At 60.1% G+C, this 25,741-nt stretch carries 24 protein-coding genes; 15 read left to right on the forward strand and 9 right to left on the reverse strand.

The features are described 5' to 3' along the window. The first annotated feature begins 163 nt into the window (after positions 1–163). The 6 genes from JUI81_RS04375 (at position 164) to JUI81_RS04400 (ending at position 5,295) form a co-directional block, all read left to right on the forward strand. Positions 164–1,348, forward strand: a complete 1,185-nt coding sequence (locus JUI81_RS04375; RefSeq protein WP_204123801.1) for an ABC transporter substrate-binding protein — start codon at positions 164–166, stop codon at positions 1,346–1,348. 33 nt (positions 1,349–1,381) lie between these two features. Next, the gene (locus tag JUI81_RS04380; protein WP_018929709.1) at positions 1,382–2,341 is read left to right on the forward strand and encodes a YVTN family beta-propeller repeat protein; all 960 of its coding nucleotides are present in this window, start codon (positions 1,382–1,384) and stop codon (positions 2,339–2,341) included. Next, a complete protein-coding gene (locus tag JUI81_RS04385) occupies positions 2,338–3,081 on the forward strand; it encodes an ABC transporter ATP-binding protein (protein ID WP_204123802.1) in 744 nt (247 codons plus the stop codon). Before JUI81_RS04380 ends, JUI81_RS04385 begins: the two co-directional genes overlap by 4 nt. Then, positions 3,078–3,869, forward strand: coding sequence for an ABC transporter permease (locus JUI81_RS04390; protein ID WP_096480057.1), 792 nt, complete (start codon positions 3,078–3,080; stop codon positions 3,867–3,869). The genes JUI81_RS04385 and JUI81_RS04390 overlap by 4 nt, the downstream gene beginning before the upstream one ends. A 146-nt stretch (positions 3,870–4,015) precedes the next feature. Beyond that, the gene (locus tag JUI81_RS04395; protein ID WP_019648888.1) at positions 4,016–4,573 is read left to right on the forward strand and encodes a PQQ-dependent catabolism-associated CXXCW motif protein; all 558 of its coding nucleotides are present in this window, start codon (positions 4,016–4,018) and stop codon (positions 4,571–4,573) included. A gap of 56 nt (positions 4,574–4,629) precedes the next feature. After that, positions 4,630–5,295, forward strand: a complete 666-nt coding sequence (locus JUI81_RS04400; protein ID WP_018929713.1) for a response regulator transcription factor — start codon at positions 4,630–4,632, stop codon at positions 5,293–5,295. A 178-nt stretch (positions 5,296–5,473) separates the two neighbouring features. Here the strand turns inward: JUI81_RS04400 and nahK are convergent, their stop codons facing one another. From nahK to JUI81_RS04425, 5 genes are all read right to left on the reverse strand, one after another. Continuing rightward, a complete protein-coding gene (nahK, locus tag JUI81_RS04405) occupies positions 5,474–8,110 on the reverse strand; it encodes a hybrid sensor histidine kinase/response regulator NahK/ErcS' (protein ID WP_371929212.1) in 2,637 nt (878 codons plus the stop codon). Then, a complete protein-coding gene (gene nosP, locus JUI81_RS04410; protein WP_019579408.1) occupies positions 8,040–9,203 on the reverse strand; it encodes a nitric oxide-sensing protein NosP in 1,164 nt (387 codons plus the stop codon). Before nosP ends, nahK begins: the two co-directional genes overlap by 71 nt. Before the next feature lie 332 nt (positions 9,204–9,535). Beyond that, a complete protein-coding gene (locus JUI81_RS04415; protein WP_019579409.1) occupies positions 9,536–10,720 on the reverse strand; it encodes a porin in 1,185 nt (394 codons plus the stop codon). A gap of 208 nt (positions 10,721–10,928) precedes the next feature. Beyond that, positions 10,929–11,735, reverse strand: coding sequence for a sulfite exporter TauE/SafE family protein (locus JUI81_RS04420; protein ID WP_028940249.1), 807 nt, complete (start codon positions 11,733–11,735; stop codon positions 10,929–10,931). Positions 11,736–11,777: 42 nt separating this feature from the next. Then, the gene (locus JUI81_RS04425; RefSeq protein ID WP_026331709.1) at positions 11,778–12,113 is read right to left on the reverse strand and encodes a helix-turn-helix transcriptional regulator; all 336 of its coding nucleotides are present in this window, start codon (positions 12,111–12,113) and stop codon (positions 11,778–11,780) included. A 103-nt stretch (positions 12,114–12,216) separates the two neighbouring features. Between JUI81_RS04425 and JUI81_RS04430 the strand changes: the two genes are divergently transcribed. Next, positions 12,217–13,080, forward strand: coding sequence for an MBL fold metallo-hydrolase (locus tag JUI81_RS04430; protein WP_204123803.1), 864 nt, complete (start codon positions 12,217–12,219; stop codon positions 13,078–13,080). A 68-nt stretch (positions 13,081–13,148) separates the two neighbouring features. On the opposite strand, the gene bkdR is transcribed toward JUI81_RS04430, so the two are convergent. Continuing rightward, positions 13,149–13,637 carry a Bkd operon transcriptional regulator BkdR gene (bkdR, locus tag JUI81_RS04435; protein ID WP_017339472.1) on the reverse strand — a complete coding sequence of 163 codons (489 nt, stop codon included), beginning with the start codon at positions 13,635–13,637 and terminating at the stop codon, positions 13,149–13,151. 185 nt (positions 13,638–13,822) lie between these two features. On the opposite strand from bkdR, the gene JUI81_RS04440 reads away from it, so the two are divergent. The 5 genes from JUI81_RS04440 to JUI81_RS04460 all read left to right on the forward strand — a co-directional run bounded on the left by JUI81_RS04440 (position 13,823) and on the right by JUI81_RS04460 (position 19,989). Further along, positions 13,823–15,058, forward strand: a complete 1,236-nt coding sequence (locus JUI81_RS04440; protein ID WP_019579413.1) for a 3-methyl-2-oxobutanoate dehydrogenase (2-methylpropanoyl-transferring) subunit alpha — start codon at positions 13,823–13,825, stop codon at positions 15,056–15,058. Between the two features lies 1 nt (position 15,059). Further along, positions 15,060–16,118 carry an alpha-ketoacid dehydrogenase subunit beta gene (locus JUI81_RS04445; protein ID WP_019579414.1) on the forward strand — a complete coding sequence of 353 codons (1,059 nt, stop codon included), beginning with the start codon at positions 15,060–15,062 and terminating at the stop codon, positions 16,116–16,118. Beyond that, positions 16,119–17,393, forward strand: coding sequence for a dihydrolipoamide acetyltransferase family protein (locus JUI81_RS04450; protein ID WP_028940248.1), 1,275 nt, complete (start codon positions 16,119–16,121; stop codon positions 17,391–17,393). A 3-nt stretch (positions 17,394–17,396) separates the two neighbouring features. Next, the gene (gene lpdA / locus JUI81_RS04455; RefSeq protein ID WP_204123804.1) at positions 17,397–18,779 is read left to right on the forward strand and encodes a dihydrolipoyl dehydrogenase; all 1,383 of its coding nucleotides are present in this window, start codon (positions 17,397–17,399) and stop codon (positions 18,777–18,779) included. A gap of 190 nt (positions 18,780–18,969) precedes the next feature. After that, on the forward strand, positions 18,970–19,989 hold the full coding sequence (locus JUI81_RS04460; RefSeq protein ID WP_019579417.1) for a branched-chain amino acid aminotransferase: 1,020 nt from the start codon (positions 18,970–18,972) through the stop codon (positions 19,987–19,989). A gap of 148 nt (positions 19,990–20,137) precedes the next feature. Here the strand turns inward: JUI81_RS04460 and JUI81_RS04465 are convergent, their stop codons facing one another. After that, a complete protein-coding gene (locus tag JUI81_RS04465) occupies positions 20,138–21,097 on the reverse strand; it encodes a hypothetical protein (RefSeq protein WP_204123805.1) in 960 nt (319 codons plus the stop codon). A gap of 508 nt (positions 21,098–21,605) precedes the next feature. On the opposite strand from JUI81_RS04465, the gene JUI81_RS04470 reads away from it, so the two are divergent. Next, entirely contained in the window at positions 21,606–21,947 is a 342-nt protein-coding gene (locus JUI81_RS04470; RefSeq protein WP_204123806.1) for a hypothetical protein, read from the forward strand. On the opposite strand, the gene JUI81_RS04475 is transcribed toward JUI81_RS04470, so the two are convergent. After that, on the reverse strand, positions 21,937–22,863 hold the full coding sequence (locus JUI81_RS04475; RefSeq protein ID WP_204123807.1) for a LysR substrate-binding domain-containing protein: 927 nt from the start codon (positions 22,861–22,863) through the stop codon (positions 21,937–21,939). The two genes, JUI81_RS04470 and JUI81_RS04475, sit on opposite strands and share 11 nt — an antisense overlap. A 104-nt stretch (positions 22,864–22,967) precedes the next feature. On the opposite strand from JUI81_RS04475, the gene JUI81_RS04480 reads away from it, so the two are divergent. After that, the gene (locus JUI81_RS04480) at positions 22,968–23,576 is read left to right on the forward strand and encodes a LysE family translocator (protein ID WP_028940243.1); all 609 of its coding nucleotides are present in this window, start codon (positions 22,968–22,970) and stop codon (positions 23,574–23,576) included. Here JUI81_RS04480 and JUI81_RS04485 read toward each other — a convergent pair. After that, positions 23,573–24,337, reverse strand: a complete 765-nt coding sequence (locus JUI81_RS04485) for a helix-turn-helix transcriptional regulator (RefSeq protein ID WP_019579422.1) — start codon at positions 24,335–24,337, stop codon at positions 23,573–23,575. The two genes, JUI81_RS04480 and JUI81_RS04485, sit on opposite strands and share 4 nt — an antisense overlap. An 81-nt stretch (positions 24,338–24,418) precedes the next feature. Here JUI81_RS04485 and JUI81_RS04490 point away from each other — a divergent pair, with 81 nt between their 5' ends. Further along, on the forward strand, positions 24,419–25,540 hold the full coding sequence (locus JUI81_RS04490; RefSeq protein WP_204123808.1) for a cytochrome P450: 1,122 nt from the start codon (positions 24,419–24,421) through the stop codon (positions 25,538–25,540). Positions 25,541–25,741: the final 201 nt, after the last annotated feature.

A 25,741-nucleotide genomic window follows, 5' to 3' on the forward strand; every position in this document is an offset into this window, starting at 1 on the left:
CTTTGGTGGTCGCGACCTACTCCCTTGGTAGTAGGGCTTGTGGTGAGCCGCCCAAGTGTTTCCCACGCCGTTACTACCTTGGTACTGGCCCATCGATACTTTCTGCATATTTCCCCACCCGTCATGGGTTCCTATGCTGGCGCTACCTGTGATGGAGTGCCTTATGCGCCAGCTCGCCCCTTATGCCTTGATCTACCTGCTGGCGATCGCCTGCGCTGCCGGGCTGGCGACCCAGAGTCAGGCGGCGGATGCGCCGTTGCAGGTGCGGATCGGCTATCTGGGGTATCGCCCCGACCCTGGGCCATTGCTGTCGAACGTTATTCCTGAACCGACCGATGCCGGCCTGCGGGGCGCGGAACTGGCGATCATCGACAGCAACAGTACCGGGCACTTTCTCAACCAGCGCTACGAGTTGGTCAGCGCCAATGTCGACAACCCCGACGCCTTGCTCGAAGCCGCCAAAGCCCAACACGAACAAGGCCTGCGGCTGTTTGTGGTGAATGCACCGGCGGAAAACCTGCGCCGACTCAGCGCCGTGCTACCCGACAGCCTGCTGTTCAATGCCGGCAGCCCCGATGACAGCCTGCGCACTACCGATTGCCTGCCGAACGTGCTGCACAGCCTGCCGAGCCGCGCGATGCTGGCCGATGCGCTGGCGCAGTTTCTGGTGCTGCGCAAATGGCAACGGGCGCTGCTGATCGTCGGCCCCACCGCCGACGATCAAGCCTATGCCGCCGCCCTGCGCCGGGCGGCGAAACGCTTCGGCCTGCAACTGGTGGCGGAAAAAGCCTGGAGCTTTGATAACGACCAGCGCCGCAGCGCCCAGGCCGATATGCCGCTGTTCACCCAAACCGCCGAGTACGACGTAGTGCTGGTCGCCGATGAACGCGGAGATTTCGGCGAGTACGTGCCCTACCAGACCTGGTACCCACGGCCGGTCGCCGGCACCCAGGGCCTGACCCCGGTGGGCTGGCACAAGACCGTGGAAACCTACGGTGCCGCGCAGTTGCAAAAACGCTTCGAAGCCCTGGCCGGGCGCTGGATGAACGACCGGGATTTCGCCGCATGGATGGCGGTGCGCAGCATTGCCAGCGCGGTGGGCAAACTGCGTCAGGCCGATGCCATGGCGATTCGTACCCTTGAAATCAGCGAGCAATTGCCGCTGGACGGCTTCAAGGGTCGCAAGCTCAGTTATCGGCCGTGGAACGGTCAGTTGCGCCAGCCGATCCCCATCGTGCAACCCCGGGCGCTGGTCAGCACGTCGCCGCAAGACGGTTTTCTACACCCCTTCAACGAAATGGATAGCCTGGGTTACGACAAAGCCGAGGTCAGTTGCCGCTTTCCCTGAAAGCTCTACCACCACAACAATAAGGAATCTGCCATGCGCCGCACCCTGCTTTCATGCGCTCTACTGCTCGCCGCCGGGCATGCGGCGGCCAGCACTGCCTGGGTCTCCAACGAAAAGGACAACAGCCTGAGCCTGATCGACATGCAGACCCTGCAAGTCACCGACACCCTGCCCGTCGGCCAGCGCCCGCGCGGCCTGTTGCTGTCCCACGACAACAAGCTGCTGTACATCTGCGCCAGTGATTCGGACCGGGTCCAGGTGATGGACGTCGCCACCCGCAAAATCATCAAGGAACTGCCCTCGGGCAAAGACCCCGAACAATTCGCCCTGCACCCCAATAATCGCTGGTTGTATGTCTCCAACGAGGACGATGCGCTGGTGACGGTGATCGACACCGAAACCTCCAAGGTGCTAGGGCAGATCAACGTCGGCGTCGAGCCCGAAGGCATGGCGGTCAGCCCCGATGGCAAATGGGCGGTGAACACCAGCGAAACCACCAACATGCTGCACTGGATCGACACCGGCACCCAGACACTGGCCGACAATACGCTGGTGGATCAGCGGCCGCGTTTCGTCGAGTTCAATCCCGATGGCTCGCAGCTTTGGGCCTCGGCGGAAATCGGTGGCACGGTGACGATTCTCGACGTCGCCAGCCGCAAGATCCTCAAGACCCTGAGCTTCCAGATCAAAGGCGTGCACCCGGACAAAGTCCAGCCGGTGGGCATCAAGCTCAGCGCCGACGGCAAGTACGGCTTCGTCGCCCTCGGCCCGGCCAACCATGTGGCGGTGATCGACGCCAAGACCTTCGAAATCGTTGATTACCTGCTGGTGGGCCGACGGGTCTGGCAGATGGCGTTCACCCCGGATCAACGACAATTGCTGGCCACCAATGGCGTCAGTGGCGATGTGTCGGTGATCGATGTCGACACCCTCAAGGTCAGCAAATCGGTGAAGGTCGGGCGCTATCCATGGGGCGTGGTGGTGACGCCATGAACGCCCTCGAGGTCAGCGACCTGAGTTTCACCTACGGCCCACGCGAGGCCTTGCGCCAGGTGAGTTTCAGCCTGGCACCGGGGCGTTTTGCGGCGCTGCTTGGGCCCAATGGCGCGGGCAAATCAACCCTGATCGCCCTGCTCACCCGCCTCTATGATCTGCAACGCGGTGATATCCGGGTCGGCGGCTGCTCGTTGCGCGACGCGGCACGCCCGGCGCTCAAGCAATTAGGGGTGGTGTTTCAGCAAAGCACGCTGGATCTGGATCTCAGCGTCGAGCAGAACCTGCGTTATCATGCGGCGCTGCATGGTCTGTCCCGACGCCAGACCGGGCTGCGGGTCGACGCGGAGCTGGCGCGTCAAGCCCTGACCGAGCGCCGTCGCGAGCGGGTACGCGAACTCAATGGCGGCCACCGCCGGCGGGTGGAAATCGCCCGCGCGTTGCTGCACGAACCACGCCTGTTGTTGCTTGACGAGGCCAGCGTCGGCCTCGACCCGGCCAGTCGCCTGGCGCTCAACCAGCACATCCGCAGCCTGTGTCGCGAGCAAACCATCAGCGTGCTCTGGACCACTCATCTGCTGGATGAAGTGCAGCCCAGCGACGACTTGCTGATCCTGCATCAAGGCCGTTTGGTCGCCAGCGGACAAGCTGATGCGCTGAGCCTGGAACATGGCGGCGACCTCGATTCGGCCTTCGCTCGCCTGACCACCTCGGTCCCTTCAGGAGCAGTCAGCAGATGAACGCTTACTGGCAATGTTTCAGCGGTATCGTGCTGCGCGAATGGCTGCGCTTCGTGTTGCAGCGCACGCGGTTTCTCAGTGCGCTGGTGCGGCCGTTGCTGTGGCTGCTGGTGTTCGCCGCCGGGTTCCGCGCGGCACTGGGCATCGCCATCATCGAGCCCTACGACACCTACATTCCCTATGAGGTTTACATCATCCCAGGACTTGCCTGCATGATCCTGCTGTTCAACGGCATGCAAGGTTCGCTGTCGATGGTGTATGACCGGGAGATGGGCAGCATGCGCGTGCTGCTGACCAGCCCCCTGCCCCGGACCTTTCTGCTGTGCAGCAAATTACTGGCGACGTCGCTGATTTCGTTGTTGCAGGTGTACGCCTTCCTCGCGATTGCCTGGCTGTACGGCGTGCAACCGCCGGCCATGGGCCTGTTGCTGGCGTTGCCGGCGTTGCTGCTGGTGGCGTTGATGCTCAGTGCGCTGGGCCTGTTGCTGTCCAATGCGATTCGCCAACTGGAGAACTTTGCCGGGGTGATGAATTTCGTGATCTTCCCGCTGTTTTTCCTGTCGTCGGCGCTGTATCCGCTGTGGAAAATGCGCGATTCCAGCGAGTGGCTGTATTGGCTGTGCGCCTTGAACCCGTTCACCCATGCGGTGGAGCTGGTGCGCTTCGCGCTGTACGAACGCTTCAACCCGTTGGCGCTGGCGGTGTGCGCGGGGCTGACGCTGGTGTTCGCCCTGCTCGCCGTGCTCACCTTCAACCCGCAACACGCCGCCTTGCGCAAAACCGGCTGACTACTCCAGAACGTTCTCACGCAGAGCGTGGGAACGATCAACAGGACAAAATTACTACTTTGGTACTGGTTTACCTGTCTATCGTCGCATTCACAACGCATCGCTACTGGCATGTAATGGGTTCATAACTATAAGGACTGACCCCTATGCCGCGTGCCCGACGTGTTCTGTTGCGCCCTTCTCTCGCTGCGCTGTCGCTGAGCCTGTTGCTGGGCACCGCGCAGGCCGAAACAGCGCTGTTCTCCGCCGACGGTTATCGCATCGGCCTGTACCGCAGCCCGACCCCGACTCAGCTCCAGGGCGCGAGCATCATCGACACGCCCGCCCTGCAAGACCTGCTCAAGCAGACACCCCGGCCGGTGCTGATCGACGTCTACCGCCGGCAATGGCTACAGGGCCGTTTCATCGAAGACCAGCCCCACGAAAACCTGCCCGGCAGCCATTGGCTGGCCAATACCGGGGACGGTGACCTGACGCCGCCCTGGCAAGATTATTTCGCACGTCATTTGCAGCAATTGACGGCGGGCGACCAGGCCCGACCGTTGGTCTTTTACTGCCGCTCCGATTGCTGGTTGAGCTGGAACGCGGTAAAACGCGCTGCTTCCATGGGCTATAAAACACTGTATTGGTACCGCGATGGACTGGATGCCTGGCAAGCGGCGAATCTGCCCGTGACGCAGGCGAAGCCCGAGCCTTTTCCCTGACTTGAGCACTTGCGTGTTGTTGCCACACCCTGAAAAAAATAATGAGGTGAAAGGCCATGTACAAAATTCTGATTGCCGACGATCACCCGCTGTTTCGTGAAGCCATTCATAACGTCATCAGCGACGGTTTCCCCGGCAGCGAGGTCATGGAAACCGCCGACCTCGACAGCGCCCTGGCCCTGACCCAGGAACACGACGACCTGGACCTGATCCTGCTCGACCTGAACATGCCCGGCATGCACGGCCTCAATGGCCTGATCAACCTGCGCAACGAGGCGCCGACCATTCCGGTGGTGATCGTCTCGGCCGAACAGGACAAGCAAATCGTGCTGCAAGCCATCACCTATGGCGCGGTGGGGTTCATCACCAAGTCCTCGCCACGGGTGCAGATGACCGAAGCCATCCAGCAGATTCTCAATGGCAATGTGTACCTGCCGCCGGACATCATCCGCACGCAAAAAAGCGGCGCCAGCCGGCGCATGAGCGAGACCCCGAGCTTCCCGCCGGAGCTGCTCCAGGCGCTGACCCGCAAACAGCTGCTGGTGCTTGAACGCATGACCAAGGGCGAGTCGAACAAACAGATCGCCTACACCCTGGAAATCGCCGAAACCACGGTCAAGGCCCACGTCTCGGCGATCTTGCGCAAACTCAATGTGCACAACCGGGTGCAGGCGATATTGAGTGCCGGGGATATTGATTTCGGGTCGTATTTACGGCGGTAACTGCCCGGTTTGAAAGCTGACCTGTGGCGAGGGGGCTTGCCCCCGTTGGGTCGCGAAGCGGCCCCCTGCAAATTCTCAGATGCACCGAGTCGCCTGGATTTACGACTGCTTCGCAGCCGAACGGGGCGGTGCGGCGTTCCGACAAGCCCCCTCGCCGCAGGTTCGATGCTGGCATGGACTATCTGGATGAATTCAGCAAATGACTCATCGCCGTCTTGAGCTTCATCGGCCGCACCGGTTTGTGCATCAGGGTGTGGCCCAGTTCGCGGATCTGTTGTTTGAGCTCATTGCTGTAGTTGGCGGTGATCATCATCGCCGGGATCGCCGAGGCGCGACGGGCGTTGATACGGGCCACGGCGTCGACACCGTTCTGCTCGTCATCCAGGTGATAGTCGGCGATCAACAGGTCGGCCTCGGCGTGATAGTTGTCCACTTGCCGCGCCAGATCCTCTTCCGACAGCGCCGTGACCACCCGGCAGCCCCAACCTTCGAGCAAGGTGCGCATCCCGGCACAAATCGCCGCGTCGTTGTCCAGCACCCACACCCGTGCACCGCGCAGGCGCTCGAGCATCGGTTCACTCATCAACAAACTCGGCAACGCCTTAGGCGCCGTGGCACTCAACGGCACTTCGACGGAAAACATCGAGCCCTTGCCCGGCCATGACCGCACGTGAATCCGATGGCCGAGGATACGCGCGATTTTCTCGACGATCGCCAGGCCCAGCCCCAAGCCGCGATCTTGATCGGGGCGCTGTACGTCACCGCGTTTGAACTCCTGAAAAATCTCCTCCAGACGGTTTTCGGCAATGCCCATGCCGCTGTCCCAGACTTCAATCGTCAGCCGCTGGTGATGACGCCGACAACCGAGCACCACCCGCCCGCTGTAGGTATAGCGAATGGCGTTGCTCAGCAGGTTGCGCAGGATCCGCGCGAGCAATTGAATGTCACTGCGCACCAGCGCCGAACACGGGATGAAATGCAGCTCGAGGCCTTCACTGCGGGCCACTTGGGTGTATTCGGCGGCGAGGTTTTCCAGCAATTCGCTGAGGGCGAACGGCGCAATGTCGGCCTTGATCACCCCGGCATCCAGTTTGGAAATGTCCACCAGTGTGCCCAACAGGTTTTCCACGTCTTCCAGGGAATTGCTGACATTGCGCACCAGATTCTCGTTGGCCACCGGTTCCCGGCGCTCCAGCAACGCGCTGGTAAACAATCGCGCGGCGTTGAGCGGTTGCAGCAGGTCGTGACTGACGGCGGCGAGAAATTTGGTCTTCGACAGGTTGGCCTGCTCGGCCTCGAGCTTGGCCTCGCGCAAGCGTGATTCCACGCGGCGGCGCTCGTCGATTTCGCGCAATAGCTGGTCATTGAGGGTGGTCAATTCGGTGGTGCGTTCGCGTACCCGCAACTCAAGGTTCTGATAGGCCTGATGCAACGCCTCGGCGGTGCGTCGGCGTTCGGTGATGTCGCGGATCAGTACGAAAATCCCCACCACTTCCCCGCTGGCCAGGCGGTTGGGCACATAGGAACGCAGCATGTAGCGCTCCTGATTGTTGATGTTGGTTTCGGCAAACTCGAACGTCACGCTTTCGCCGGCCAGGGCCCGGGCCACATAGGCCTCCAGGCGCTGATAGTGCTGCTCGCTGTGCACTTCGCGCAGGCTCTGCCCGAGCATTACACCCCGGGGCCAGCAGTACCATTCCTCATAGACTTTGTTGGTGAATTCATAGACCAGATCGGCATTCAGGTAGGCGATCAGTGCCGGCACATGGTCGGTGATCAAGCGAATCCAGCGCTCGCTTTCGCTGAGGGCTTCGGCGTGCTGATAGCGCTCGGTGATGTCAGTGAAGGTGTTGACGAAGCCGCCGGTGGGCAACGGATGGGTGCGGATTTCCAGGACCCGGCCATCGTAGAGGCGCTGCTCGCATTCCTGCACGTACCGCCCGTTGGCATCACGACTGGCCGGAGTCAGCAGGTTCAATTCGCTGTCGGCGATCACTTCGGCGAACGGCCGATGAGCCGCCACCGGGGCCAGGCCGCTGAGTTCCAGGAAACGCCGGTTCCACAGTTCCAGAATGCCCTCGGCGTTGACCATCGCCACCCCTTGGGACAGGTTGTCGACCGCCCGTTGCAACAGGTGCGATTTCTGCGCCACGGCCTGCTCGCGGCGCAGGGTTTCGCTGAGTTTGACGTCGGTAATGTCGGTGAACAGGATCACCCGCCCGCCTTCCTGGGTCGGCCGCTCGCTGACTTGCAGCCAACGGCCATTGTGCAGGCGATAGAGCAGGCTTTCGTCGACAGGCGACCGGGGTTCTTCACTGAACAACCCGGTCGAAGTCATCAATCGTTTGACCTCACTCAGGCGCATGCCCGCGTTGATCCGTACCCGGCTGTTACCCCAAAACGCCTTGAAACGGCTGTTGAACAGCACAATCCGCTGCTCGGCATCGAACAGCACAAAGGCGTCGGAGATGCTTTCGATGGCGTCGATCAAGTGTTGATGGGCGGTTTCGGCCCGTAGCCGCGCTTCGCTGAGCAAATGGTTGCCAGCCTTGAGTTCGGCCATGGCCTGGTTCAGGGCGTCGGTGCGCTCACGCACCTGTTCGGCCAGCACCACCGAATGCTGGAACGCCGCATACGGGTCGTTGCCCCGGGTGATTCCGGACTCGATGCGTTCGATCAGCGCGTCATTGATACGCTGCAATTTTTGGTTTTCGTGCCGCAGGCTGGCGATTTGCGCCTGAAGGTCAGCGCTGTCCAGGGGCGCGTCCTCGGGCAATGGCAACCCCGGTGAAGGTCTGGTTGATGTGCATGCCATTGAACTGTTCTCCGTAGGTGTTGAAACCCATCACCCGCTGGTCCCGCAAAAACGCGCCGATCTGCTCGAGACTGCCGGCGTCCTCCAGTTCCAGGCGCCGGAGAAAACAGTCACAGCCGATGGTCAGCAACAAGTCCCCGAGACGCTCGCGCAAGCCCTCGAACAGGCCTTGCAGATTCGGCAGCATGGGGCCGGGTTTCATGACGGTGAGGACGATGCCGTTTTCCACCGCACAGTAGAAACTCAGGCTCAGGTCTGGATGAACCTGCTGGATCGCCCGCACGTAATACTGATCGTTGATCCGCACCGCCAACGGGTGTGCGGCAAAGGTCCGGTAATCGAGGTCGGCCACCGCCACGCCGATATGCCGGGCGTACTCCTCGGCGGCCGGTTCGGCGTTGAGCTCGAATACCCGGCGCGAAGTGCTGTCGGCAGCGGTGACCACCAGTTTTTCGGCCCTGGGCAGGATGTGGTGGGTGGTGAAGACTTCAAAGTCCAGCCAGGTATTGACCAGCACCACCACCGCCGCGCCGCTGTGAAACTCGCCGCCGAAATAAACATGGGTGTGGGTCAGGTAATTGTCGTCGCCGGCCGAACCGCCGAAATGCGGAATATCGCCCAAAGCCGCGCTCAAGGCAGCAAGCACCATTTCTTCACGACTGGACAAGCCATCGAGCAGGGTCAGGGCAAAGCTGTTGCCCTTGATCGGCGCCAGGGTATTGCTGCGACAACCGCTGACCAGGCGCTCGACCATTTGCTGGGCATCGATCAGGCTGAAATGCTCCATCTCATCGATCAGTTCGATGGCGATGGAAAAGTGCCGATGATCGAAGCCCACCGCTGTCACGCAGCTGCGGCCATAACCTTGGGGGGTGATTTCGCCGGCACTGGTGCAGCCCACTAGCCGAATGCCGCCGAAACTCTGCTGCAACGCCTGGCCCAGCGCCTGCAAGTCGTACTCGGCGGAACAGAAGAACAGCACGAAGCCCAAATGCGGGTGCAAGAGTTGTCGCGCCAGATCCTGCGCCGCTTGCTGGGCATCGATGGCCTGGGACATGGCACTGACCACACCGTCACTCTGAACCTGCTGCATCGTCGCCCCTCGCCTGTATGAGCTTCGAGTGTACGAAGCCTGCGGGTGGTGACGAATGCTACTTGGGTAGCGGGTGGGTGGTTCGATGGGATGAGAGGGGGATTTGCACGATTGCGTGGCTGGAGCTTTTGTGGCGAGGGGGCTTGTCGGAACACCGCATCGCCCCGTTGGACTGCGCAGCAGTCCCCGAAACTGGCCGATGCGCGACCAGAATCGGGGCCGCTTCGCGACCCAACGGGGGCAAGCCCCCTCGCCACAGCAAGCTCCCTCGCCACAGGCAAGTCCCCTCGCCAAAGAAAGCTCCCTCGCCACAAGGAGTGGCCAGTCAGCCCCTACCAGGTCAACACCGCCCCCACCGCAAACGTATCGGTGTTCTCATTCTGGGCGCTGGTGTCGTGGCCGTTGATTTCGAACTGGTTGTACTCGGCCACCAGCTTGAGGTTGTCGTTGACGTCATGGAACAGCGCAACGCCGCGGGTTTCGTAATCAGCGCCGCTGCCGACCACGCCGTTACCGTCGTCCTTGGTCTTGCCGTAAGACAAGGCCAGGCGGTTTTTGCCCAGTTTGTAGGAGCCCTGCAACAAGTAACCGTTGCTGTCGACATTACGCAGGGTCGGTTCACCGGCATTGTTGGTGAAGAACGGGTTAATGCCTTTGGCCTGGAAACCGGAACCGGTCAGCGACAGCCCGCCCATCTTCGCCTGCACACCGTAACCGACACCTTTGGAGGTGACGGACTCGACGTTGGAGTCGGTGTTGTCCGAGGTCTGGTAGCTGCCGTTGAGCCAGCTGTAAATCTTCGCTCCGCCGAGGTCGAACTGATAGGTGATCTCGCTCTCGGTACGCGGGTTCTTCTGGTAGGCCTTGCCGGTTGCGCTGCTGTCGTTGGTATCGACGGGGTCCATGATCCCCACCGCGACCCGCAAGCCGTCCATCATTGGGGTGCGATAGGTAATCTGCGACGTCGGGAACGGGTACGGATAGCCGCTGCCGATATTGCCGAACGACACCCCGCCGCCGTCCACCAGGCCCAACGTATCGCTGACCTGACCGTAACCGGCGAGCAGTTCATCGAGCAGGATGTTGGAGCGGGCAAACAGGCCGAAATCCTTGCCGATCAGCACCTCGCCCCACTCCGGGTTGGCCACCGTACCGTAGAACTGCCGCACGTCGATGGCGGTGTCGGTGCCGTTGGTTTCGCTGTCGTTGATGGTCACCCAGAACGAGGCCCGGGCGCCGAGCTTGAGGTCATCGACCTGCTTGCCCATGTTGAAACCCAGATAGTTAGGCAAAAAACCCATCTTCACCCGCGCCTGGCGCCGGTCGTACTGATCGCCGGCCCGGTCCACGTTGCTGTTGACGTAGAAGGCGTTGATGTAGCCATCGGTGGAGAATGTGGTCTGGTCCTTGTCGTACAGCATGATCTCGGCCTGGGCCATCGAGCTCAGGCCCAGGGATGACAGACTAACGATGAAAGCCGGCAAGAAACGATGCTTGAGATTCTTATTGTTGTGCATGACGCGCTCCGCTACGGGGACTTGATGTCGGAGGCGATTATCGAAAGCGGACAGGCGGCGTCATACGCTGCCTTGGAGGCGGTTGTCAGGTGCTTTGGGGTAGCCGGTAGCGCGCGGCAAATTCGGTGTAAGACCGCCCGTCGGCCAGGCCCGGAACTTAGGGTGTAAGCCTGCGGGCCACACAGGCGTCCACAGGAACCGGTGCGCGCTAGGCGAGCGCTCTAAACAGCATGTAAACGGCAACCACCACGCAGACGCTGGCAAAGCCGATCTGCAACCCTCGAGCCGGCACCCGCGCGCAGAGTTTTCGGCCGAGGATCATCCCGACGATGCTGGCGACAATGAACGACACGCCCAAACCATCGATCCGCACCCCGGCGTGAAACGCGCCAATCACCCCGATGATCGAGATCAGGCTGATCACCATCAACGACGTGGCGACGATCCCGCGCATCTGTACATCGGTCAGTTGCTTGAACGCAGGCACTATCAGAAAACCGCCACCGACCCCGAGCAACCCCGAGACCACGCCAGTGACCGCGCCGAGCGCGGCAAGGGTCGCGGTGCATTTGGCAGTCCAGGAAAAACGCCCGGTCTGCTGATCGAGCATGCAGTTTTTCTGGCCCCAGTTGGCGTGGCCGTGATCGCTCGGGCCGGCATCGAGCTTTTCCGGGCGCAGCATCCGCCAGGCCACCATGACCATCAGCAGGCTGAACAGAATCATCAGGATCTTTTCCGGTAACTGATGGGCGAAGTAGATGCCCACCGGCGAAAACACCGCGCCGAGCAAAGCAATCAACAACGCCGCGCGATAGCGCACCAGGCCATGGCGCAAACCGTCGATCGCACCAACCGCCGCCGCACTGCCCACCGCGAACAACGCGACGGGCGCCGCTTGGGTCATGCTCAGACCCAGCCCGAGTACCAAGGCCGGCACCGCAAGAATACCGCCACCGGCTCCGGTCAAGCCGAGCACCAGGCCCATGACCAGACCAAAAAAACTTGCCAACAACATAGAGTTTTCTCTTCAGTCGTTCCTGTCGACACGGCGCCGGGTTCAGCCCCAGCTTTTCAGCACCGCTCCGCAGTACAGCCCGGACAGCGTCTTCATCACCTGAATCACTTCGTGACTGGCTAAACCATAGAATATGTACTTGCCTTCACGACGGGTCGCGACCAATCCCTCGTCGCGCAGGATGCCCAGCTGTTGGGACAGTGTGGGCTGGCGCACGCCGGTCATTTTCTCCAGCTCGCCGACGTTGCGCTCGCCCTGGGTCAGCTGGCAGAGAATCAATAAGCGGTCCTCGTTGGCCAAGGCCTTGAGCAGCGCGCACGCCTTGGAGGCCGAGGCCCGGAGCTGGGCGACTTCACATTCGGTCAGACTGGATTGCATTTGCAGGATGCCTTCGACGTCACTTAAGCTGCGGACATTATGTTTAAACATAAAGTGTTGCAACCGGTTATTTCCCTCCTGCCCTTTCCACAGGTTCCTGCCCATGTCTGCGCTGATTGAAGCCTTCCTCGACCCTGCATCGTCGACCTACAGCTACGTAATCTACGAGCACGATGGCGGGTACTGCGCGATTGTCGACCCGGTGCTCGATTACAACGCCGCCGCCGGGCGCACTTCGACCGTCCAGGCCGACAAGATCATCGCCTTCGTTCGCCAACACCAGTTGCAGGTGCAATGGCTGCTGGAAACCCATGCCCACGCCGACCACCTGTCGGCCGCGCCTTATCTGCGTCGGGAACTGGGGGGCAAGATTGCGATTGGTCAGTCGATCAGCAAGGTTCAGGGGGTGTTCAAGACACTGTTCAATCTTGAACCGGGATTCAAGGTTGACGGTTCGCAGTTCGATCACCTGTTCGCGCCGGACGAGTCATTCCGCATCGGCAACCTCAAGGCCACGGCCCTGCATGTGCCAGGGCATACTCCGGCAGACATGGCTTATTTGATCGACGGCGATGTGATTCTGGTGGGCGACACGTTGTTCATGCCGGACGTCGGCACCGCGCGTTGCGACTTCCCCGGCGGCAACGCCAATCAGATGTTCGCCTCGATCCGCAAACTGCTGGCCTTCCCCGCCAGCGTGCGCCTCTTCGTCTGCCACGATTACCCGCCCGAGGGCCGCGCCCCGCAATGCCAGAGTACGGTTGGCGAACAGCGCAAAAGCAACATTCATATTCACGACGGCGTCGACGAAGCCTCCTTCGTCGCGATGCGCACTCAGCGTGACGCCGGTTTGTGCATGCCGACGCTGTTGCTGCCGGCGATTCAGGTGAATGTGCGGGCGGGGAATTTGCCGCCCGCGGAAGACAATGGCGTCACTTACCTGAAGATCCCCCTGAACCAACTCTAGCCCCGTAGCAGCTGTCGAGCACCGCGAGGCAGCTGCTACGGCCGCTACAGCCGCTACAGCCGCGATCTTCAATTGGCCAGAGTCAGACCATTCGCCGGCAACGGCAGCGCCGTCTTGTAGCGCACTTGCTTGAGCGCAAAACTCGAACGAATGTTCGCCACCCCCGGCACCTTGGTCAGAAAGTCCATCATGAAGCGCTCCAGCGACTGGATGGTCGGCACCAACACACGGATCAAATAGTCCGGGTCGCCGGCCATCAGATAGCACTCCATCACTTCCGGGCGATCCGAAATCGCCTCTTCGAAATGCTGCAACGCCTCTTCCACCTGCTTCTCCAGGCTGACGTGAATGAACACATTCACATGAAGCCCCAGCAAGTCGGCATCCAGCAACGTCACCTGCTCGCGAATCAACCCTAATTCTTCCATCGCCTTGACCCGATTGAAGCATGGCGTGGGCGACAGGTTCACCGAGCGCGCGAGGTCGGCGTTGGTGATGCGCGCGTTCTCCTGAAGGCTGTTGAGAATGCCGATGTCGGTACGGTCCAGTTTGCGCATGAGATAAAAACACCTGTTTTTTATGTTTATGCAGATTTTTTATCCTCAAATAGCCTCCAGCGCAACGAAACACAGAGAAATATTCTTCTTGGCCCGGCCTATGATTGTTGTAGGACAAGAATTCTTTTACCGAAGAATGACTGCCAGCTCACTACAAGAAATTCACAAGATCGAGCGTAGAAGCCATGAACCAAGCGTACGAACCGCTGCGCCTGCACGTTCCCGAACCTTCGGGCCGTCCCGGCTGCAAAACCGACTTCTCCTACCTGCATCTGACCGATGCCGGCACGGTGCGCAAACCCCCAATCGACGTAGAACCGGCCGATACCGCTGATCTGGCCAGAGGCCTGATTCGCGTGCTCGACGACCAGGGTAATGCCCTCGGCCCATGGGCTGAAGGCGTACCCGTCGAGATCCTGCGTAAAGGCATGCGCGCCATGCTCAAGACGCGGATCTACGACAACCGCATGGTGGTCGCCCAGCGCCAGAAAAAAATGTCGTTCTACATGCAGAGCCTCGGCGAAGAAGCCATCGGCAGCGCCCAGGCCCTGGCCCTGAACATCGACGACATGTGTTTCCCCACCTACCGTCAGCAAAGCATCCTGATGGCCCGCGAAGTGCCGCTGGTGGACCTGATCTGCCAACTGCTGTCCAACGAGCGCGATCCGCTCAAGGGCCGTCAGTTGCCAATCATGTACTCGGTCAAGGAAGCCGGTTTCTTCACCATCTCCGGCAACCTCGCCACCCAATTCGTCCAGGCGGTGGGCTGGGGCATGGCTTCGGCGATCAAGGGCGACACCAAAATCGCCTCGGCGTGGATCGGCGACGGTGCCACTGCTGAATCGGACTTCCACACCGCCCTCACCTTCGCCCACGTGTACCGTGCGCCAGTGATCCTCAATGTGGTCAACAACCAGTGGGCGATCTCGACGTTCCAGGCGATTGCCGGCGGTGAAGCCACCACCTTTGCCGGACGCGGCGTCGGTTGCGGCATCGCCTCCCTGCGGGTCGATGGCAACGATTTCTACGCGGTCTACGCTGCATCCGCCTGGGCTGCCGAACGGGCACGGCGCAACCTCGGCCCGACCATGATCGAATGGGTCACCTACCGTGCCGGCCCGCACTCGACCTCCGATGATCCTTCCAAATACCGTCCTGCCGACGATTGGAGTCACTTCCCGTTGGGTGACCCGATTGCGCGCCTCAAGCAGCACCTGATCAAAATCGGTCAGTGGTCCGAAGAGGAACACGCCGCCGTCAGCGCCGAACTGGAAGCCGAAGTGATCGCCGCACAGAAAGAAGCCGAGCAGTACGGCACCCTCGCCGGCGGCCAGATTCCGAGCGCCGCGACCATGTTCGAAGACGTCTACAAAGAGATGCCGGAGCACTTGAAGCGCCAGCGTCAGGAGTTGGGGATCTGACATGAACGATCACAACAATAATATTCAGTTGGAAACCGCCATGACCACGACCACCATGACCATGATCCAGGCCCTGCGCTCGGCCATGGATGTGATGCTTGAGCGTGACGACAACGTCGTGGTGTTCGGCCAGGACGTCGGCTATTTCGGTGGTGTGTTCCGTTGCACCGAAGGCCTGCAGACCAAGTACGGCACCTCCCGGGTGTTCGATGCGCCGATCTCCGAGAGTGGCATCGTCGGCGTCGCCGTGGGCATGGGTGCTTACGGTTTGCGGCCGGTGGCCGAGATCCAGTTCGCCGACTACGTGTACCCGGCATCGGACCAGATCATTTCCGAAGCGGCGCGCTTGCGTTATCGCTCGGCCGGTGAGTTCACCGCGCCGATGACCCTGCGCATGCCTTGCGGCGGCGGCATCTATGGCGGCCAGACTCACAGCCAGAGCATCGAGGCGATGTTCACCCAGGTCTGCGGCTTGCGCACCGTCATGCCATCCAACCCTTACGACGCTAAAGGCCTGCTGATCGCCTCCATCGAAAACGATGACCCGGTGATCTTCCTCGAGCCAAAACGCCTGTACAACGGCCCGTTCGACGGCCACCACGACCGCCCGGTAACCCCGTGGTCGAAACACCCCGCCGCGCAAGTGCCGGACGGCTACTACACCGTACCGCTGGATGTTGCCGCCATCACCCGCCCGGGCAAGGACGTGACCGTGCTCACTTACGGCACCACCGTCTATGTCTCGCAAGTCGCCGCTGAAGAAACCGGCGTCGATGCCGAAGTCATCGACCTGCGCAGCCTGTGGCCGCTGGACCTGGAAACCATCGTCAAGTCGGTGAAGAAAACCGGACGTTGCGTGGTGGTGCACGAAGCCACCCGCACCTGCGGTTTCGGCGCCGAACTGGTCGCGCTGGTGCAAGAGCATTGCTTCCACCACCTGGAAGCGCCAATCGAGCGCGTCACCGGTTGGGACACCCCCTACCCGCACGCGCAAGAGTGGGCGTATTTCCCTGGCCCGTCCCGTGTGGGCGCGGCTTTGAAACGGGTCATGGAGGTCTGAATGGGCACGCACGTTATTAAAATGCCGGACATTGGCGAAGGCATTGCAGAAGTTGAATTGTCTCAGTGGCACGTCAAGGTCGGCGACATGGTCGTAGAAGATCAGGTGCTGGCCGATGTCATGACCGACAAGGCGATGGTCGACATCCCCTCGCCGGTGCACGGCAAGGTGATTGCACTGGGCGGACAGCCAGGCGAAGTCATGGCGGTCGGCAGTGTGCTGATCAGCATTGAAGTCGAAGGCGCGGGCAACGTTAAGGAATCGACTGCGCCAGCGGCTGTTATTAAAGAAGCACCTGTGGCGGCGCCAAAAGTTGAAGCCGTCGTAGAAAGCAAACCGGCTGCAGCGGCCCCGCGTCCGGCTGCCGCTTGCCAAGGACCGATGGTCGCGCGTGAAGCCGATGAACGTCCGCTGGCCTCCCCGGCCGTGCGCAAACATGCGTTGGACCTGGGCATTCAATTGCGCCTGGTGCGTGGCAGCGGCCCTGCCGGGCGGATTCTGCACGAAGACCTCGAAGCCTATCTGGCTCAGGGTCAGTCGAACGCATCGACGGCCACCGCCGCTTACGCCCAGCGCAACGACGAACAGCAAATCCCGGTGATCGGCATGCGCCGCAAGATCGCCCAGCGTATGCAGGACGCCACCCAGCGTGCCGCCCACTTCAGTTACGTTGAAGAAATCGATGTCACCGCCGTCGAAGAATTGCGTGCGCACCTGAACGAAAAACACGGCGCGACCCGTGGCAAGCTGACCTTGCTGCCGTTCCTGGTGCGCGCCCTGGTCGTGGCCCTGCGCGACTTCCCGCAGATCAACGCCCGTTACGACGACGAGGCCCAGGTCATCACCCGCCTCGGCGCAGTGCATGTGGGCGTCGCCACGCAAGCCGACATCGGTTTGATGGTGCCGGTAGTGCGTCACGCCGAAGCCCGCAGCCTGTGGGACAACGCCGCGGAAATCTCCCGTTTGGCGACGGCTGCACGCACTGGCAAGGCCAGTCGCGATGAGCTGTCCGGCTCGACCATCACCCTGACCAGCCTCGGCGCATTGGGCGGCATCGTCAGCACGCCGGTGCTGAACCTGCCGGAAGTGGCGATCGTCGGCGTGAACAAAATCGTCGAACGGCCAATGGTGATCAAAGGCCAGATCGTGATCCGCAAGATGATGAACCTCTCCAGCTCTTTCGATCACCGCGTGGTCGATGGCATGGACGCGGCGCTCTTCATCCAGGCCATTCGTGGCTTGCTCGAACAACCCGCAACGCTGTTTGTGGAGTAAGAAATGCAAACTCTGAACACCACGCTGCTGATCATCGGCGGCGGCCCTGGCGGTTATGTGACGGCGATCCGTGCCGGTCAGTTGGGCATTTCGACCATTCTGGTGGAAGGCCAATCGTTGGGCGGCACCTGCCTGAACATCGGCTGCATTCCGTCCAAGGCGTTGATCCACGTCGCCGAACAGTTCCACCAGACACAGCACCACAGCCAGTACTCGGCGCTGGGCATCAACGTATCGGCGCCGACCCTGGACATCGGCAAAAGCGTCGAGTGGAAGGACGGCATCGTTGATCGCCTGACCACTGGCGTCTCGGCGCTATTAAAGAAACACAAGGTCCAGGTCATTCACGGCTGGGCGAAAGTGATCGACGGTAAAACCGTTGAAGTCGGCGACACGCGGATTCAGTGCGAACACCTGGTGCTGGCCACCGGTTCGACAAGCGTCAACCTGCCAATGCTGCCGATTGGCGGGCCGATCATCTCCTCCACCGAAGCCCTGGCGCCGAAAAACGTGCCGAAACGACTGGTCGTGGTCGGTGGCGGTTATATCGGTCTGGAGCTGGGGATTGCTTATCGCAAGCTCGGCGCCGAGGTCAGCGTGGTCGAGGCGCAGGATCGTATTCTGCCGGCTTACGATGCCGAACTGACCCATCCGGTGCACGAAGCACTCAAACAACTCGACGTGAAGCTTTACTTGAAGCACAGCGTTGAAGGCTTTGATTCTCAAAGAAATTTACTTCAAGTTCGCGACCCGAACGGCGACATCCTGAATCTTGCAACCGATCAGGTGCTGGTGGCCGTCGGTCGCAAACCCAACACCCAGGGCTGGAACCTCGAAGCCTTGAACCTGGACATGAACGGTTCGGCAATCAAGATCGACAACCGTTGCCAGACCAGCATGCGCAACGTCTACGCCATCGGCGACCTCAGCGGCGAACCGATGCTCGCCCACCGGGCCATGGCCCAGGGCGAGATGGTTGCCGAACTGATCAGCGGCAAACACCGCGAATTCAACCCGACCGCCATTGCCGCCGTGTGTTTCACCGACCCGGAACTGGTAGTGGTCGGCAAGACCCCGGACGAGGCCAAGGCTGCGGGGCTGGACTGCATCGTGTCCAGCTTCCCGTTCGCCGCCAATGGCCGGGCGATGACACTGGAGTCGAAAAGCGGCTTCGTGCGGGTCGTGGCGCGGCGTGACAATCATCTGATTGTTGGCTGGCAGGCGGTGGGTGTGGGTGTTTCGGAGTTGTCGACGGCGTTCGGTCAGAGCCTGGAAATGGGCGCCCGGCTGGAAGACATCGCCGGCACCATCCACGCGCATCCGACGCTCGGCGAGGCAGTGCAGGAAGCGGCGTTGCGTGCGTTGGGGCATGCCCTGCACCTTTAAAGACTAACGCAACCCTTGGTAGCAGCTGTCGAGCGGTGCTCGACAACTGCTACCACGAGGTGCATCGATGGTCGCGGAGTTCGTAATCCGGGCTGCGATTTAGGCCCGGAATGAAGTATTGTTGTCCCCATCCAGAAAAATGTCAGAAGCCTTGAACCGTTTCGACGGTTGTTAAGTGATAGAGGGTGTCATGGGTAACGAAAGCATCAATTGGGACAAGCTGGGTTTTGACTACATCAAGACAGACAAGCGCTATCTGTCGCACTGGCGTAATGGCGAGTGGGACAAAGGCACCCTGACCGAAGATAACGTGCTGCACATCAGCGAAGGGTCTACGGCCCTTCACTATGGCCAGCAGTGCTTCGAAGGCCTGAAGGCCTACCGTTGCAAGGACGGTTCGATCAACCTGTTCCGCCCGGACCAGAACGCCGCCCGCATGCAACGCAGCTGCGCGCGCCTGCTGATGCCGCAAGTGTCCACCGAACAGTTCATCGAAGCGTGCAAGGACGTGGTCCGCGCCAACGAGCGTTTCATCCCGCCTTACGGCACCGGCGGCGCGCTGTACCTGCGCCCGTTCGTGATCGGCGTGGGTGACAACATCGGCGTGCGTACCGCACCCGAGTTCATCTTCTCGATCTTCTGCATCCCGGTCGGCGCCTACTTCAAGGGCGGCCTGACCCCGCACAACTTCCTGATCTCCAGCTACGACCGTGCCGCCCCACAAGGCACCGGCGCGGCCAAGGTCGGTGGCAACTACGCCGCCAGCCTGATGCCAGGCTCCCAGGCCAAGAAGGCGCACTTCGCCGACGCCATCTACCTGGACCCGATGACCCACACCAAAATCGAAGAAGTCGGCTCGGCCAACTTCTTCGGGATCACCCACGACAACAAGTTCGTCACCCCGAACTCCCCTTCGGTGTTGCCGGGCATCACCCGTCTGTCGTTGATCGAACTGGCCAAGACCCGTCTGGGCCTGGAAGTGGTTGAAGGTGACGTGTTCATCGACAAGCTGTCCGACTTCAAGGAAGCCGGTGCATGCGGTACTGCCGCGGTGATCACCCCGATCGGTGGCATCAGCTACAAGGACAAGCTGCACGTGTTCCACAGCGAAACCGAAGTCGGCCCGGTCACCCAGAAGCTCTACAAAGAGTTGACCGGTGTACAGACCGGCGACATCGAAGCGCCAGCGGGCTGGATCGTCAAGGTTTGATCTGATCGGATCTGCCCTAAGCGGCAAATAGCCCATCCATCGCTTTGGCGGTGGGTGGGTTTTTTATTGCGCAAGGAATGACTGTCTATGTGTGCTCATTCCCTATCACTCGCTGGCGACAATAGGTCACCAGTGGTCTTGCGCGCGTTTATGCGCGCCTGCTGGAATCTTGCAGTGCTTGTAAACGTTCAAGCATGGTCTCCGGACAATGCTTTTTCAGGGCTTGCCAATCAATCGGTTTTGAGGGTGACGCCAAAAATCGAGAAATAGCTTCCTTGTCAAATACTTCTAAAACATAGAAACGACTAGGATCATAAAAACCTAATTCCCTGACTGCTTCATTGGTAGTAATTAGCTTTTTGTCAAAAAATGCAGCCTCTAAGGCTCGAAGAGTGAGGCCAGATTGCCCTGGCTGGTTGATCTCTATCAGCACATCTGCATTAATTACCATCTGAAGATTTTCTTCATACGGCAATACTGCGTCAGTATGATATTTTGATATTGAGGTGGATGAGTCATCCTTCACGATTTGAAATTTAATGCTACACCCTAAGGACTCGAGATCATTAGCAATGCCTTCTATCAGGCGAGCCCGACCTTTATCCCTACCGAGAAAAAAACAACTAGTACAACTGGCAGATCCCTGCCTTTTTGCACTCAGTTTTCTTGCAGCTTCAGCATTGAAAGGAAAGAACTGTTCCAAATAGTCAATACCAAATGACCTGCACTGATCGGGGTCGAAGCTGTAGATTTTGTCAAAAAGCCCTTTCATCTCTTCTACAAACGGCGCATCAACCAAATCTCTGATCAGAAGGACCTTCACGCCTCTGAAAGTACTAATAACACTAGGGTTTAATCCGCGCTTAACTTGTCCCTCATTACAAACCAGCATGTCTTCCGCACTTACAAACTTACCTGCATTGACCAACTTACCAAGCCAGGAGACGGACACACTTAGTGGGACTTTCTTTTGAAATGACCTTACAGCACGATTGATTCTTTTGGCATAAGTCGGAACATGAAACATATGCACATTATTTTTTTCAGCAAGACCATCAATCATAATTTGCTCGTATCGAGCTTTCCAGCCTAGAAAAAACACTCTCATCGATATATTCCAGGTGTTAAATTGCAGGCTATCCAACGGAGTTCAGGATGCCATCAAACAATCAGACATGTAATGGCCAAGATAACAAATCATCACCAAAAACAATGGCACCCAGAACAAACATCGTTAGTCCCATTTGTTTTCACGGACGCAGCAGGCTCCTTTCTACTGGCTGGCCGCTATAAAAGCCGAGACCACGAGCTCCTGAAATTGGCCTACTGCACCAGCCATGGCACATAGCCATCGCACAAGCAGTTTGACACAATGACCTTCCGTTGGTGAAGTGCGCCTTGAAAAATGGACAACATAACCTGACCGCACTGCAGAATTGCGCGGGTAAAAATAGTTTCATTGCCGCAGCGACCTCCCAATGGGTGATAGCAATTACGAACCTACGCGCAAGTCGTCTGCATGCCCCTCGTCGAATCGGATCAAATCAGCGCCCCGCTTCTCAATTCGTCACTAGACTTGCCACGTGCAACCGCCATCAACAGGTGCCACCAAAACCATGAGTAAATTCTGGCGAAAGTATCTGGCCTTGCTGGAAACAGACTTCACCACGCAAGTGTTCGACAACATCAAGAACCTGCTCGTGTGCGCCCTGCTATTCGCGGCGGGCACCAACGCGTTGCACGGCGGTCATCAGCTGTTTATGGGAATGCTCGCCTCAAACCTCGCCGGCTGGGGATTGATTGCAACGTCAGCACTGCTGATGCTGCTCAGTGTCAGCGATGGCTTGCGTCGGCTGTCCAGGTTGCCGTATCACATGGCGCTCCAGATCATCCTGGGTCTGGTTTACCTGGTACTGGCGGTGCGGGTGGTGGAGATCGTCTGGGATTTCAGGGCGTAGCGGTCACGGCACGAGGTATCTGCCAACTCAGCTCATCCTGAGCGATCCGGGCAAACAACCACTCCACAAAGATCCGCGTGTGCGCCGTCACGTCCGGCGCAACACCGTAGTAATAACGCGGCAACGGCATGCGCAACTCGGGTAACGGGCAGGTCAGGCGTCCGCTCGAGATGTGGCTGCCCAGTAAAGAGGTCGGGCACAGGGCAATGCCCTGTCCATCCACAGCGGCCTGAAGCACCAGGTGCATGTGATCAAACTGCCGGGTGACCTGAGTGGCTGACTGGGATTGACCGAAGTGCATGGCCCAATTGTGCCAGTCTTCGCGACGGGCCTTGGCGGTCAGTAATGTATGCCGACTCAGGGACGTGAGGTCTTCAAGTGGCAGGCGCTCGATCAGCGATGGCGCCGCGACCAGCAACAGTTCGTCTTCGAAGAGTGCTCGCGCTTCAATCGCCGGTGCCCAATCGTCACGACCACGGCGAATGACGATATCGAACCCGTCGCGTGCCTGATCGGGGGCCTGGGTCTGGGTGATCACCTGCGGCTCGATGCCCGGGTGCTGCGCAACGAAATCCGCCAGCCTGGGCGTCAGCCAAAGCATGGCGAAGGACGGACGCACATTGATCTTCACGGTAGGTTGCGAGGCATGTTGCTTGAGCGCAGCGGCGGCGTTGGCGATCTGCGACAGCCCGGCGCTGACCTGTTCATAGAAGCGCTGGCCGGCCGGCGTCAGCACCGATTGACGGATACGCCGCTCAAACAGCAGCACCCCCAGGTATTCCTCGAGCAATTTGATGTGCCGGCTGACGGCACTGTGGCTGACATGCAGCTCTTCGGCCGCCAGGCTGAAGCTCTGATGACGAGCAGCAACGGCAAAGGCGCGAACGGCATTAAGGGGCGGTAATAGATTTATCATGTGTCTAATTTAGTCACCTATGCGCTGCAATTAAAGCGTTTGTCACACTCTCGCCGCCACGCCAATCTGCCAACACGCAGCCAACGCCACTGACGGAGCAAGCCATGAACAGTTACGGACTCTTTGTACTCTTCGCCACCCTGACCATTTTGAGCCCGGGGCCGGGCGTGGTCCTGACCCTGTCCAACGCGGTGCGCCACGGTTGGAGGGGCGCCGTGCCGGGCATTCTGGGGATCGCGTCGGGGGCATTTGTCGTCGCTGCCATCAGCGCCACCAGTGTTGGCCTGATACTCAGCACCTCCGCGAATGCCTTTACCGCATTGAAATACGCAGGGGCTGCCTATTTGTTGTACCTGGGCTACAAAAGCTGGCGCTCGGATCGTTTCAGCACGCTGCTTGAAACGCGCCCCTCAAGCCCGGGTTATCGCTTCCTTGAAGCGGCTTCGATGCAGCTTCTGAACCCCAAGGCGGTGTTTTTCTTTTTGGCGGTGTTCCCGCAATTCATCGACACTTCGGCGCACTTCTACAGCCAGTTCATCAAGCTGGTCGCCTCCTACGGCGTACTGGTAATCCTGGTGCACGGCAGCTATGCCTTGCTCGCCAATTCCGCCAAAGGCTGGTTGTCGAGCCCGAAAGGTTCATGGCTGACCGCGAAAGTTTCGGGTGTGACCTTCGCCGGTTTTGGCGTACTCATGGCCTCGACCAGTCGCTAAGTCGCAGGACTGGCAATCACGCGGCGCCTGTTCTCGGTGGATGTGAGTGGCGCTGTCGCTCCCTGAATCGGCAGTTCAACGGCGAACCGGCGACCGAGTTCCTTTCGCCCCACTGCCGTCAACGCCAACGCCCGACTGTCCAGGTCCTGCGTCACCCATTGGCGTTTGATCGCCGTTTGCAACAACGCCGCGCCCAAGGCACCGCCCAGGTGCGGCCGACGCATGCTCCAGTCCAGGCACGGGCAGGCAAAGCGGCGGCGCAAAGTGCCGAGGTCTTTGACGTCGATGCCCAATCCTTCGAACAACGCTTCACCACTGTCGCTCAATCGATAAGCCTGCTCATCGGTTTGCAGCAACCACCCCGCGTCGATCATCCGGTCATGCAGCACCACCGCCAGCGTGCCGGCCATGTGGTCGTAGCAGGTGCGGGCGAATTGCAGGCGGTCCGGGGTGCGCGGGTTGAACGTCGGCGCGGCGTTCTGGCCAATCACCATCAGTGCTTCGAGTGCTTGGGCCACGCGTTTGTCCGCGAGGCTGTAATAGCGGTGGCGGCCCTGAACGTGCAAACGCACCAGCGCCAGTTCCTTGAGCTTGGCCAGGTGCGCGCTGGCGGTCGAAGCGCTGACTTCGGCAACCGCCGCCAGCTCGGTGCTGGTGCGGGCGTGGCCATCCATCAGCGAACAGAGGATTTTCGTCCGCGCAGGCTCTGCAATCGCTGCGGCCACTTGAGAGACGCCAACGTCATGTTGTTCTGCGTTCATATTTCGCTCCCGGACGAATCAAGGCCCTTTCGGACTGGTGATAGTAGCAACACTTTTCAACCATCGATAAGGCTGCGACCCATGGACCCGATCATCGCTGCGACTCACGCCGATCCTTACCCCTACTACGCGCAACTGCGTGCCGAGGGTGGATTGGTTTTTCATCAGGGACTGAAACTGTGGGTGGCCAGCAGCGCCCGAGCGGTTGCTGCCGTGCTGGCGCATCCGGATTGCCATGTGCGGCCGGCGCATGAGCCGGTGCCCAAGGCAATTGCTCAAGGCATGGCCGGCAAGGTGTTCGGTCAGCTGATGCGGATGAACGAGGGTGAGCGGCAGCGTTGCCCGAGGGCGGCGATTGAGCCGGGGCTGGCGCTGATTGATGTGAATGAAGTCAACTCACTGGTCAGTGCTCGGTTGATTACCCCTGGAGCCGATGGGTTGTACGCGGCGATGTTTCGCGGGCCGGTCTGTGTAGTGGCGGCGTTGCTGGGCTTTTCTCCGGCTCAGGGCCGGGCCATCAGCGAGCTGACCGCTGACTTCGTCGCCTGCCTGTCACCCCTCAGCGACCAGGCCCAACTGGACGCTGCCCATGTTGCGGCAGAACAGCTGAAGGGATATTTCATCGAGCTTCTGGCTGATCCGAACAATCGAAACACCCTGCTCACCGGTATCCGGCAGCGCTTCACGGCCACCGCGACCGACCCGCAAACCTTGATCGCCAACCTGATTGGCCTGTTCTCCCAGACCTACGAAGCCACCGCTGGGCTGATCGGCAATGCGCTACTGGCGTTGAGCCGAAACCCGCAGATCGACCCAACTCAAGCCAACGACCTGATCGCCGAAGTGCAGCGCTTCGATCCTTCGGTGCAAAACACCCGCCGCTTCGTCGCCGCACCGTGCGAAATCGACGGCATGAATCTGAACCCCGGCGACGTCATTCTGGTGCTGCTGGCCTCGGCCAACCGTGATCCGCAGCTTAATGACGATCCCGATACGTTCCTGCTCGAGCGCCCAAACCGCCGCAGCTTCACCTTCGGCGCCGGCCGTCATCAGTGCCCGGGGCAGGTGCTGGCCTTGAGCATCGCCCGCGCGACGCTGACTCAGATCCTGATGATGAAACCGGCTTTGGATCGGTTGACCTGGCACTACCGCCCTTCCCTTAACGGGCGCATTCCTTTGTTTGCTGATCTGCCGAACGCCTGACAGACCGTGTCATCGCTCTTCGCCTTGTATCGCGGTAATAGCGGATCAGGCCGGCTGCAAAAACAGTGTTGCCATGATTCCCCTCCCTGGAAGGAACTGTGGCGGACACCCTTGATGATATTGAGGCATTCACCTGACTTGCCCATCCGCAAAGGGAACTGGCCGTGAACCGAGCGCTGGACAACATCGATCCACGGGAAC

The sequence above is a fragment of the Pseudomonas sp. 008 genome (assembly GCF_016861935.1).
Taxonomy (GTDB): domain Bacteria; phylum Pseudomonadota; class Gammaproteobacteria; order Pseudomonadales; family Pseudomonadaceae; genus Aquipseudomonas.

Coding starts and splice junctions, on each gene's coding strand:
- JUI81_RS04430 (WP_204123803.1), top strand. CDS start 12,217: ATGTCTGCGCTGATTGAAGCCTTCCTCGACCCTGCATCGTCGACCTAC.
- JUI81_RS04470 (WP_204123806.1), top strand. CDS start 21,606: ATGAGTAAATTCTGGCGAAAGTATCTGGCCTTGCTGGAAACAGACTTC.
- bkdR (WP_017339472.1), bottom strand. CDS start 13,637: ATGCGCAAACTGGACCGTACCGACATCGGCATTCTCAACAGCCTTCAG.
- JUI81_RS04480 (WP_028940243.1), top strand. CDS start 22,968: ATGAACAGTTACGGACTCTTTGTACTCTTCGCCACCCTGACCATTTTG.
- JUI81_RS04450 (WP_028940248.1), top strand. CDS start 16,119: ATGGGCACGCACGTTATTAAAATGCCGGACATTGGCGAAGGCATTGCA.
- JUI81_RS04395 (WP_019648888.1), top strand. CDS start 4,016: ATGCCGCGTGCCCGACGTGTTCTGTTGCGCCCTTCTCTCGCTGCGCTG.
- JUI81_RS04425 (WP_026331709.1), bottom strand. CDS start 12,113: ATGCAATCCAGTCTGACCGAATGTGAAGTCGCCCAGCTCCGGGCCTCG.
- JUI81_RS04400 (WP_018929713.1), top strand. CDS start 4,630: ATGTACAAAATTCTGATTGCCGACGATCACCCGCTGTTTCGTGAAGCC.
- JUI81_RS04465 (WP_204123805.1), bottom strand. CDS start 21,097: ATGAGAGTGTTTTTTCTAGGCTGGAAAGCTCGATACGAGCAAATTATG.
- JUI81_RS04380 (WP_018929709.1), top strand. CDS start 1,382: ATGCGCCGCACCCTGCTTTCATGCGCTCTACTGCTCGCCGCCGGGCAT.
- JUI81_RS04390 (WP_096480057.1), top strand. CDS start 3,078: ATGAACGCTTACTGGCAATGTTTCAGCGGTATCGTGCTGCGCGAATGG.
- JUI81_RS04385 (WP_204123802.1), top strand. CDS start 2,338: ATGAACGCCCTCGAGGTCAGCGACCTGAGTTTCACCTACGGCCCACGC.
- JUI81_RS04420 (WP_028940249.1), bottom strand. CDS start 11,735: ATGTTGTTGGCAAGTTTTTTTGGTCTGGTCATGGGCCTGGTGCTCGGC.
- lpdA (WP_204123804.1), top strand. CDS start 17,397: ATGCAAACTCTGAACACCACGCTGCTGATCATCGGCGGCGGCCCTGGC.
- nosP (WP_019579408.1), bottom strand. CDS start 9,203: ATGCAGCAGGTTCAGAGTGACGGTGTGGTCAGTGCCATGTCCCAGGCC.
- JUI81_RS04415 (WP_019579409.1), bottom strand. CDS start 10,720: ATGCACAACAATAAGAATCTCAAGCATCGTTTCTTGCCGGCTTTCATC.
- nahK (WP_371929212.1), bottom strand. CDS start 8,110: ATGGCATGCACATCAACCAGACCTTCACCGGGGTTGCCATTGCCCGAG.
- JUI81_RS04460 (WP_019579417.1), top strand. CDS start 18,970: ATGGGTAACGAAAGCATCAATTGGGACAAGCTGGGTTTTGACTACATC.
- JUI81_RS04475 (WP_204123807.1), bottom strand. CDS start 22,863: ATGATAAATCTATTACCGCCCCTTAATGCCGTTCGCGCCTTTGCCGTT.
- JUI81_RS04440 (WP_019579413.1), top strand. CDS start 13,823: ATGAACCAAGCGTACGAACCGCTGCGCCTGCACGTTCCCGAACCTTCG.
- JUI81_RS04445 (WP_019579414.1), top strand. CDS start 15,060: ATGAACGATCACAACAATAATATTCAGTTGGAAACCGCCATGACCACG.
- JUI81_RS04490 (WP_204123808.1), top strand. CDS start 24,419: ATGGACCCGATCATCGCTGCGACTCACGCCGATCCTTACCCCTACTAC.
- JUI81_RS04375 (WP_204123801.1), top strand. CDS start 164: ATGCGCCAGCTCGCCCCTTATGCCTTGATCTACCTGCTGGCGATCGCC.
- JUI81_RS04485 (WP_019579422.1), bottom strand. CDS start 24,337: ATGAACGCAGAACAACATGACGTTGGCGTCTCTCAAGTGGCCGCAGCG.